Origin of the sequence: Brasilonema bromeliae SPC951 (assembly GCF_012912135.1) — a bacterium.
Classification (GTDB): Bacteria; Cyanobacteriota; Cyanobacteriia; order Cyanobacteriales; family Nostocaceae; genus Brasilonema; species Brasilonema bromeliae.
This window is the reverse complement of record NZ_QMEB01000193.1, coordinates 3,745-12,778: the sequence shown is the minus strand read 5'-3', so window position 1 is coordinate 12,778 and position 9,034 is coordinate 3,745. Positions and strand designations below refer to the sequence as shown.

At 44.1% G+C, this 9,034-nt stretch carries 12 protein-coding genes; 8 read left to right on the top strand and 4 right to left on the bottom strand.

Going from position 1 to position 9,034, the window contains the following annotated elements; genetic code table 11:
- Positions 1-1,036, bottom strand: a 1,036-nt coding sequence (locus DP116_RS21010; protein ID WP_246275729.1) for a tetratricopeptide repeat protein, incomplete at its 3' end; no start/stop codon positions are given.
- Between the two features lie 399 nt (positions 1,037-1,435).
- Between DP116_RS21010 and DP116_RS21005 the strand changes: the two genes are divergently transcribed.
- Positions 1,436-1,672, top strand: coding sequence for a DUF433 domain-containing protein (locus tag DP116_RS21005; RefSeq protein WP_169157022.1), 237 nt, complete (start codon positions 1,436-1,438; stop codon positions 1,670-1,672).
- Positions 1,673-1,926: 254 nt separating this feature from the next.
- Here the strand turns inward: DP116_RS21005 and DP116_RS21000 are convergent, their stop codons facing one another.
- The gene (locus DP116_RS21000; protein WP_169157021.1) at positions 1,927-2,814 is read right to left on the bottom strand and encodes an isocitrate lyase/PEP mutase family protein; all 888 of its coding nucleotides are present in this window, start codon (positions 2,812-2,814) and stop codon (positions 1,927-1,929) included.
- Positions 2,815-3,106: 292 nt separating this feature from the next.
- Between DP116_RS21000 and DP116_RS20995 the strand changes: the two genes are divergently transcribed.
- From DP116_RS20995 to arsC, 5 genes are all read left to right on the top strand, one after another.
- Positions 3,107-3,436, top strand: coding sequence for an ArsR/SmtB family transcription factor (locus tag DP116_RS20995; protein ID WP_169157020.1), 330 nt, complete (start codon positions 3,107-3,109; stop codon positions 3,434-3,436).
- Positions 3,437-3,550: 114 nt separating this feature from the next.
- Positions 3,551-3,679 (top strand): hypothetical protein, encoded by a 129-nt coding sequence (locus DP116_RS30010; RefSeq protein ID WP_281357459.1) that lies wholly within the window; start codon positions 3,551-3,553, stop codon positions 3,677-3,679.
- A gap of 4 nt (positions 3,680-3,683) precedes the next feature.
- Positions 3,684-4,376 (top strand): MIP/aquaporin family protein, encoded by a 693-nt coding sequence (locus DP116_RS20990; RefSeq protein ID WP_169157019.1) that lies wholly within the window; start codon positions 3,684-3,686, stop codon positions 4,374-4,376.
- Positions 4,377-4,417: 41 nt separating this feature from the next.
- The gene (gene arsH / locus DP116_RS20985) at positions 4,418-5,074 is read left to right on the top strand and encodes an arsenical resistance protein ArsH (RefSeq protein WP_169157018.1); all 657 of its coding nucleotides are present in this window, start codon (positions 4,418-4,420) and stop codon (positions 5,072-5,074) included.
- 55 nt (positions 5,075-5,129) lie between these two features.
- On the top strand, positions 5,130-5,525 hold the full coding sequence (gene arsC / locus DP116_RS20980) for an arsenate reductase, glutathione/glutaredoxin type (RefSeq protein WP_211173417.1): 396 nt from the start codon (positions 5,130-5,132) through the stop codon (positions 5,523-5,525).
- Between the two features lie 102 nt (positions 5,526-5,627).
- Here the strand turns inward: arsC and DP116_RS20975 are convergent, their stop codons facing one another.
- Both DP116_RS20975 and DP116_RS20970 read right to left on the bottom strand, forming a co-directional pair.
- Positions 5,628-6,563 carry a lysophospholipid acyltransferase family protein gene (locus tag DP116_RS20975; RefSeq protein ID WP_169157017.1) on the bottom strand — a complete coding sequence of 312 codons (936 nt, stop codon included), beginning with the start codon at positions 6,561-6,563 and terminating at the stop codon, positions 5,628-5,630.
- A 125-nt stretch (positions 6,564-6,688) separates the two neighbouring features.
- Complete coding sequence (locus DP116_RS20970) at positions 6,689-7,624, bottom strand: NmrA family NAD(P)-binding protein (protein WP_169157016.1); 936 nt, start codon at positions 7,622-7,624, stop codon at positions 6,689-6,691.
- Positions 7,625-7,685: 61 nt separating this feature from the next.
- On the opposite strand from DP116_RS20970, the gene DP116_RS20965 reads away from it, so the two are divergent.
- Both DP116_RS20965 and DP116_RS29570 read left to right on the top strand, forming a co-directional pair.
- Positions 7,686-8,447 (top strand): red chlorophyll catabolite reductase, encoded by a 762-nt coding sequence (locus tag DP116_RS20965; RefSeq protein WP_169157015.1) that lies wholly within the window; start codon positions 7,686-7,688, stop codon positions 8,445-8,447.
- A gap of 89 nt (positions 8,448-8,536) precedes the next feature.
- The coding region (locus DP116_RS29570; RefSeq protein ID WP_281357458.1) for a nitrilase-related carbon-nitrogen hydrolase at positions 8,537-9,034 on the top strand (498 nt) is incomplete at its 3' end.

The following is a 9,034-nucleotide window of genomic DNA, read 5'->3' as shown; positions in this document are numbered from 1 at the left end:
GGTAAGCATTCCCGAGATTATTTTGCGTCATTGCCCAATCTTGGGGAAAGCTTTGGCGGGTATAAACGGACAATGCTGCAGTGTAAGAAGCGATCGCACTCTCAAGATTCTCTGCTTTCTCCCCGTGTATTCTGTCAGAGTAAGCAAGCCCGAGATTATTTTGCGTCATTGCCCATTGTTGGGGAAAGCTTTGGCGGGTTCTTACGGACAATGCTGCAGAGTAAGAAGCGATCGCACTCTCAAGATTGTCTGCTTTCTCCCCGTGTATTCTGTTACGGTAAGCATTCCCGAGATTATTTTGCGTCATTGCCCAATCTTGGGGAAAGCTTTGGCGGGTATAAACGGACAATGCTGCAGTGTAAGAAGCGATCGCACTCTCAAGATTCTCTGCTTTCTCCCCGTGTATTCTGTTGGAGTAAGCAGCCCCGAGATTATTTTGCGTCATTGCCCAATCTTGGGGAAAGCTTTGGCGGGTGAACACGGTTGACACGACTTCATAACCAGCGATCGCAATTTCCATGTTGCTAGCTTTGTTACCCAAGGGGAATTGCTGAATCAGATTACTAAAATTAACAATAACTCCAGCGATGAATTGTGCCTCATCCGTCTCAACTTCCGCCAGCTTATTTGTCGCCCAACGCCGCAAGACTTCCGCTAAATTCAGATTAAGATATTTTGTGTTTTCTACCAGCAACGGGTAAACTACCTGCGCCTCACCTCGGCTTTCTGCGGTTGCTTGCAGTACCTCCATCAAAAATTGCCAATAAGCTTGTAAGTCTTCTTCTGAAGTGTTCGCAGCAGTTGGTGAGGATAAATTCAACGCTTCCCTCAACTGATTTGCCAGATTTCTCAACCAACTCGCTGTATTTTCATCTCCCTGCGGTGAGAAATTTTCTGCCACAGCTTCCAGCATCCCCAAGAATTCAGCATCAAGTAAATCTTGGTTCGCTTCTAAAATCTCTGCTTCTTCCTCACTCGGGCAATTCAGCAGTCTTTCAATCAGGTTGAGATAGGCTTGCTGGCGCTGTTCGTTCATGGATAGGCGCGGGTGTTTTATCTAACTATATATATATTAAGATGCTTCAATTGCATTGCCCGTGATTACGGAAACATTGGCAGATTGCTGAGTCTCGCATTTGTGACCAACAAAAGGGTGTAGGGGTATGGGGGTGTAAGGGTGTAAGGGAAAGAGAAAATTTTCTTTGTGGTGCATCCCTACCCTGGAACAAGGACACAAGCCCCTTATTTTAATACTTTTTACGACCACTTGCCTTTACGAGCTATTGCATCATTGTGAGGAGGGGTCTATCTGCGCACACCTTTTCCATTATTTATAGAGTAGCACAAAAAAGAATAGAATAAATAATCATAAACAGTTCAACACTCAATGCAAAATTAGACATATACAACCTTATATACTTTACGAAAAAACAATATGACCACTAACCTTTTACAACGCATTACCTATAATCCTGATGTGTGTCACGGCAAGCCTTGTATCAGGGGACTTCGTTATCCTGTAGAATTGATTCTCGAATTACTTAGCTCTGGCATGACAATCGATGAAATTTTAGCAGATTATGAGGATTTAGAGCGGGAAGACATTTTAGCTGCTCTGCAATTTGCTGTTCGCCTTAGCCAAGTAAAAAGTATCTATAAAATTGCCTCGTGAAATTTCTTGTTGACGCTCAATTACCTGTTCGACTTGCTCGATTCTCTGAATGATTAAAAAACCGCAGAGACGCAGAGAGCTCAGAGAAAGAGGAAGGAGAAATAATTCTGATACAAACGGATTTGATATTACGCACTGAAAACCCGAAACCTCGATCCCCCCTAGCCTTAAAAACGGGGGAATCTTAAAAGCCCCCTTTTTAAGGGGGTTGGGGGATCTCTTCCGCGTAGATCCTATTAAATTTGAAGCAAGTATCAAACACTCGTCGAATCTTTCACACTTGTAAACTGCTTCTCCATTTGCAGATATTCAGGTACACCAATCAGATTTTGAAATTCCTTAAACTCAACCAACTCCTGAAAATCAACCGTAGTTCCCTGTTCTTTCAATTGACGCAAGCAAGCAGTCATAACCTTTGTCGCTGCAAGTAAAGCAGAAACTGGGAAAAACACAATCTTAAAACCTAACTCCTGCAACTGTGACGCCGAGAGTTGAGGAGTTTTGCCACCTTCAACAATATTGGCTACCAGAGGAACATCTGGAAACGCAGAAGCTATTTTTTGTAATTCCTCAACAGATTGCGGCGCTTCAACAAACAAGATATCTGCCCCAGCATCAATATAAGCTCTACCACGACTCAATGCTTCTTCCAAACCCAAGGGAGCACGAGCATCAGTGCGAGCAATAATCACCAAACCACTGTCACCACGCGCTTGCACAGCTGCGCGGATTTTGCCAACGTGTTCAGCCATCGAAATGACTCGTTTTCCTTCAAAGTGACCGCATTTTTTTGGCCATTCTTGGTCTTCTAGCAAAACTCCCGCAATTCCTTGCTGTACGGCGTCCTTTATAGTTCGGATGACGTTTAATGCATTACCATAGCCAGTGTCCATATCAGCGATTAAAGGTATACTCACTGATTGAGCAATTCGTCCTGTGCTGGCAAGTATTTCTGTTGCAGTCATTAAACCATAGTCTGGTACACCAAGTGTAGAGGCGGCGATACCAAAGCCACTAGTCGCCACTAATTCAAAACCTAATTGTTCAGCCAGTTTTGCTCCCAAACAATCGTAAACGCCAGGAATGATGAGAATTTCCGGACGCTCTAGTAATTGTCGCAGCTTTTGGCTAGAAGGTTGCATGAATAAATCAGGGAACAGGGAACAGGGAACAGTGAACAGTGAACAGTGGACAATTGATAACTGATAACTGATAACTGATAACTGTTTGTTTAGATTAGCACAACAGGTGCATGGCATGAACAATTCAAAATTCAAAAACAAAAATTAAAAAATCAAATAAATACTTGCGTATATCACGGTATTAGCACGATTTTTAGGTATAAAGCTTTGCATTTTACCCAGAGTTAATACTTGCAACTTCAATTTTCTATTCCACAATAGAGAGTGAACACTTTCACCTTAATTTTTATTAATGCAATCCCCCTCCACAACCACTCCTGATTTAATTGTTCTCGGTTTCCATGCTCTTTCCGATCCACTGAGAATTAGCGTTATCGAACTACTGCGAAATAAAGAGCTTTGTGTGTGTGACTTGTGCGATGCTTTAGAAGTCAGCCAGTCAAAGCTGTCTTTTCACTTGAAAACTCTCAGAGAAGCTGGTTTGGTTCGCTCTCGTCAGGAAGGACGCTGGATTTACTATAGCCTCAACATAGCTCAATTTGCTGCTTTAGAGCAGTACCTGTCAGAGTTTCGCCGCTTGTACCAAATTTTGCCTGCTCGTTTGTGTCAAGAGCCATCCTGAAATATCAACTTTTTTTGATTAATTTCTGTAACATGGCTCACCCTATAGGTTGACAAATCAACTTTTTTTGAAATGATGGATATATACTCTTAATACGTCAAGGGAGTGAGGTCAATGAACGCAAGACTGGTCAAGTTGGCACTTGCACTGGTAAACACTGGAAAGGTAGGAACTGTGTTTGGCAAAGAAGCTCAGCTTAACATAACGCTTGCAGAGGTCTTACGCAAACAAAAGCAGTTTTAGGTTGATGAAATCTTTTTTCAAACAAATCTCTGTACATAGATATCAGACATTAGCAGAAGCAATCGGCACCTTTACTTTGGTATTTGCAGGTACTGGCGCAGTCATGGTAAATGATATAAGTAAAGGTGCTATTACTCATGTGGGGATTAGCTTTGTGTTTGGTGCGATCGTCGTCGCTTTGATTTACGCTATGGGACATCTAAGCGGCGCACACTTTAACCCAGCAGTGACGTTAGCGTTTTGGACAAGTGGCTTTTTTCCCAAACATCGAGTGTTACCGTATATTTTGGCACAATCCTTGGGGGCAATAGTAGCTTCTGCTTTACTACTTATGAGCTTGGGAAGAGTTGCTAATTTGGGGGTAACTCTTCCACTCAATGGAAATTGGTTGCAATCTTTGGTGTTGGAAACAGTACTCACGTTCATTTTGATGCTTGTGATTTTTGGTTCTGGATTGGATCGCCGCGCACATATTGGCTTTGCAGGGTTAGCTATAGGGTTGACTGTTGGAGTAGAAGCAGCGTTTATGGGACCAATTACGGGTGCAAGTATGAATCCAGCACGTTCTTTTGGTCCGGCGTTAGTAGGAGCAATTTGGCAATACCACTGGGTTTATTGGGTGGGACCAATTTTGGGAGCGCAGTTAGCTGTAATCGTTTATAAGCAACTTTCTAACGATTTTCAAGATATTAGATAACCGAGGAAATCCAAGAGAGGCTGTTATATTGGGCTGAAATTATGACAACTCATCACAAACCGAGAATCTTATTTTTATATGGCTCTTTGCGAGAGCGTTCCTATAGTCGCCTTCTAGCAGAAGAAGCTGCGCGAATTATCGAGGAATTTGGTGCAGAAGTCCGGTTTTTTGACCCACGGGAATTACCAATTCACAACAGTGTACCTGATACACATCCCAAGGTGCAGGAATTGCGGGAATTAAGCTTGTGGTCTGAGGGTCAAGTATGGTCTTCTCCTGAGATGCATGGTAATATCACGGGTATCATGAAAAACCAAATTGACTGGATTCCTCTAAGTTTAGGAGCAGTCAGACCGACTCAAGGCAGAACCTTAGCAGTCATGCAAGTCAGTGGGGGTTCTCAGTCTTTCAACGCTGTCAACACCCTGCGCATTTTAGGGCGTTGGATGCGAATGTTTACGATTCCGAATCAGTCTAGTGTCGCTAAAGCTTACCAGGAGTTTAACGAAGACGGAACGATGAAGGATTCGCCTTACCGCGATCGCGTCGTTGATGTCATGGAAGAACTCTATAAGTTCACCTTGCTGTTGCGTGACAAGGTGGATTACCTGACAGACCGCCACAGCGAACGTAAAGAAAAAGCAGCAAAAGAGACCATCAGAGTAGCGAATACTGCTCTTGAGGTTAACGCTAATTGAAGCTCATAAAAGTTTTCACTCGTTAATCTATCAACAACTAATAACCACAAAAGCCATGAAAAAAGTGATGTTTGTTTGTAAGAAAAATTCCCGTCGTTCTCAAATGGCAGAGGGATTTGCTCGCACATTGGGAGACGGTAAAATTACTGTTAACAGTTCTGGACTGGAATCAAGTTATGTAGATCCAACAACTGTCCAAGTGATGTCAGAAATTGGCATTGATATTAGTCATCAAACCTCCAAACCTTTAGATAATTTCAAAGCAGAAGATTACGATGCTGTGATTTCTCTTTGTGGTTGTGGAGTCAATTTACCTGAAGAATGGGTGATAAGAGATGTGTTTGAAGATTGGCAACTTGATGATCCAGAAGGGCAAGATATAGAAACCTTTCGCCGTGTTCGAGATGAAGTTAAAGAACGAGTTGTGAAGTTGATTTCATCGTTAAGTTAAACAAATCATTCGTGAACAACAAGATTCCCGACTTCTTAAAGAAGTCAGGAATCTGATCATGCGCGATTTTCACAAATAAAATAGGATTGGTATATATTCTTGTTACCCCTCTGAACAGTCATACTTTTGTACTAACTCATCTAGTTCAGCTTGCATCATCGCACGAACCTGCTCGTAACAAGCATCTACGTAGGTGCGATCGCGAGACGCAACACGACCGTAGCGCTCAAATACAATTGGTGCACAGACATGAGTATGAATCTGCATGGGGAACGGGATATTGGGTAGAGGTCCAATCCCCAAGCCCCAAGGTAGCCCAAGGTAAACTGGGAATACGCCCGTGTTTCCATCAAGTAACCAAGGAAAGCCCCATTCATGGAATTGTTTCATCTGCTGGTAGAAATCAGCTAGCACAATCAAAGTTGAGTGTGCACCATGAGAAATGATGGGTACAATTGGCACCTCTTCCCGCAAAGCCAGCTTGATGAACGCCTTATTGTTTGCTAAATGAATTCGGTTTCGCCAAGTGTAGGGACGAAACAAATCCTGAGCACCTCCTGGGTAAACCAGTAGTGCTGCATCTTTTCGTAGAGCTGCACTCGCCATTTTCGGATGTGCTATAATAGCTCCCACCGGAGCACCTGGCACAGCAAAGATAGGAGTATCCCAGGCTGACGGGTGCATCAAGGCGTAGGCTAATCGCTCATAGCCAAAGGTGCGGAACCAGTCATACATGAACATTGACGTATCTGGTGAACCCAACCCGCCATTATGGGAACCGACAATCAACACTTTTCCAGCCGATGGCATATGATGCCACCCGGAAGTTTCAACCTGAAAATAGTAGCGGTAGAACCATTCCCATATTGGCATCCAAGCTTTTATAATTTCAGGGTTTCGCTCCGATAAAGACCAACCATCAAACCTACGACGAGAGGCTTTGGAGTCATCACCCAAGCTGCTTGTGAAAATGCTTAATTTATCTAATAATTCAGAGAATGGGTTAAAAATTTTGTCGTCGTAGCCTTGGTTGCGCATAAAAATATTAGTGAATACTTTTACCTTATAGCGTTTCCTAAGCAATTGAGGTAGACCATTATCTTTTTTCTCAGAGTTAATACCGTGAAAAACGTACTTCACCAGGTTGGTAACCCGTTGAGAGGTTAGAAGCCAAGACTTTCGTAGGTGAGTTCCTGATTTGCCCAGTTGGTTTCTTCAAGAAATTCACTAAATGTAGTCAAAAGTCCGGGGAACTCCTCTTCCCTCAAGCGCTGAACATCGGCTTGATAACCCTTAGTGCGATACCACTGAATCAAATCGAACAGTTCCTTTCGCAGGAGGAGTAAGAAGATCCAAGCGGGTGTCTCCTTGTAGACAACTGGAATCCCTTGCGCGTTGGAAAACGCCTGCGTCATCTGCTTTGGAGTCAGCACATCGCCAGCAAGCTCAATTTCTTGCCCGATGTAGTTGGAGGGATGTTTTATAACATAAGCAGCAACGCGACCCATGTCTTTAGTTGTAATCAGATGTATGGGTTTATTTGGCTGAATAGAGAATGGGAAGACTCCTTTGAGGATGGACGGGCGGGTGTATTTCTTCCAAAATTCTTCCATAAACAAGCAAGCCCGCAACATTGTTGTCGGTAAGCCTGCGTTTTTTAGGACCTGCTCCACCTTGTACTTCTGCTCAATATGGCTGATTCCAGAATTTCTATCTGCTCCACCTGCAGAGTTATAAACGAAGTGCTTAATGTCAGCTTTCTTTGCAACTTGTACAACTCGCTTTGCCCTCTCGACCTCTTGGGGGTCAGGTTTGGCAGAGTCCGCACTGGTGGCGTGGCAGTAAACAGCCGCAATTCCTGCAAAGGCTGCTGCGAGTGAAGCTTCATCGTCTAAGTTTGCCTCAACAAGCTCGACTCCTGCATCGTTCATCTTTGCCAAGGAAGGACGATTCAAGTCTATTTTCCTAGTTATGGCACGTAGGTTGGTCACTCCTTGTTCGAGAAATCCCTTGACCACATTTCCACCTGTACCTCCAGTGACTCCTATAAGCAGGACTTTACCGGTGTTCAATTCTGTGCTGTCAGGAGAATGTGACACGTTCGCTTCCTTCAAGTTTTTGGTCTAAATTAAGTCTATACAAAGTACAGGGATGCAAACAATGATTGACCAGCAACCGGATTTAGACAACACAGCTTTATTTGAGCAATTGTGGGGTATTACAAACGAGCTTCGACAGAAGCTAGAGGCTCGTTTTGAGTTACATCCAGATCCATCTACAAAGGATTTACAGACCTACTCCAGTATTACAGGAGATGCCCAAGGCTCGCTCAACACCTTCTCTGGTCCTGAAATAGATCGGTTAGTGCATTCGTGGATCCGCAACCCAAAATTGGGCTTTAGTCACATACGCCTGATTATCTGGTTGGGACCGCATATCCGTGTTCCTCATCTCGCTTGTGCGTTTGCCACAATACCGCATCTGTTCTTCTACATGGATTACATCCCTAGAAGCGATATGTTCACTGATCTAGAGTATTTGGATCGCTACTACGAACCTGTAAACCAAACATACTTGACATTATTGGAAGATTCACGCTTTGAGCCGCATATCAGCAAAAATGTGTATATGCGTCAGGCTCAATCCCCTACCAGTCTATGTTATACGAGCAAATTTTCGGACGAGGTATGTCCTCTTGTTCGCACAACTGCTCACGAGATGATGGATCGCTGGCTGCTCTGGATAGATAAAGCAGAATCGGTGGCAGAAAACGAGCGTGCTGCTCTGTCTGAGCGTGACTTAATTATACTGCGTACGGTCATCGAACGCGACCCGGATAACAAAATCGCTGTGCCGCTGTTGGGGGCAGAATTGACCGACAAACTGGTGCGAGCGCTATGGGGTGGCGATCGCCCAAAGTAGCGCACTGCCTTAGAAAGGCGATGGCGCAGAGCGCCCGCTTCGCGATCGCATCACAGAGTAACATAATGATAATTTAGACAAAGCAGGGTATGACAGCCAATCCAGAAACCATTGACTCATTTCGAGCCTTAGCACTCCAGGTAACGTGTCACGCCGTTAACCAAGCAACCGACCGTCAGGAAGCCCGTTCTTTGATGCAAGACACTATCAACCGTTTGGCACGACAAATTGCTGCCAGCATCGCTTTCATCGGCTTCGACTGTCGTTTAATTGTTCTACCGGAATACTTCCTCACAGGCTTTCCAATGGGAGAGTCACTGGCTGTCTGGGGGGAAAAAGCTTGTCTAGAAATGGCGGGTCCTGAATATGAAGCACTCAGTAAAATTGCACAAAAACAGAGTATTTTTCTTGCAGGTAACGCCTACGAGCTTGACCCCAACTTTCCAGAGCTGTACTTTCAAACTTGCTTTGTTATCGACCCATCAGGGTCAGTTGTCTTGCGGTATCGGCGGCTGAATTCTATGTTTGCTCCGACACCGCATGATGTTTGGGAAAAATATCTTGACTGTTATGGACTTGAAGGTGTG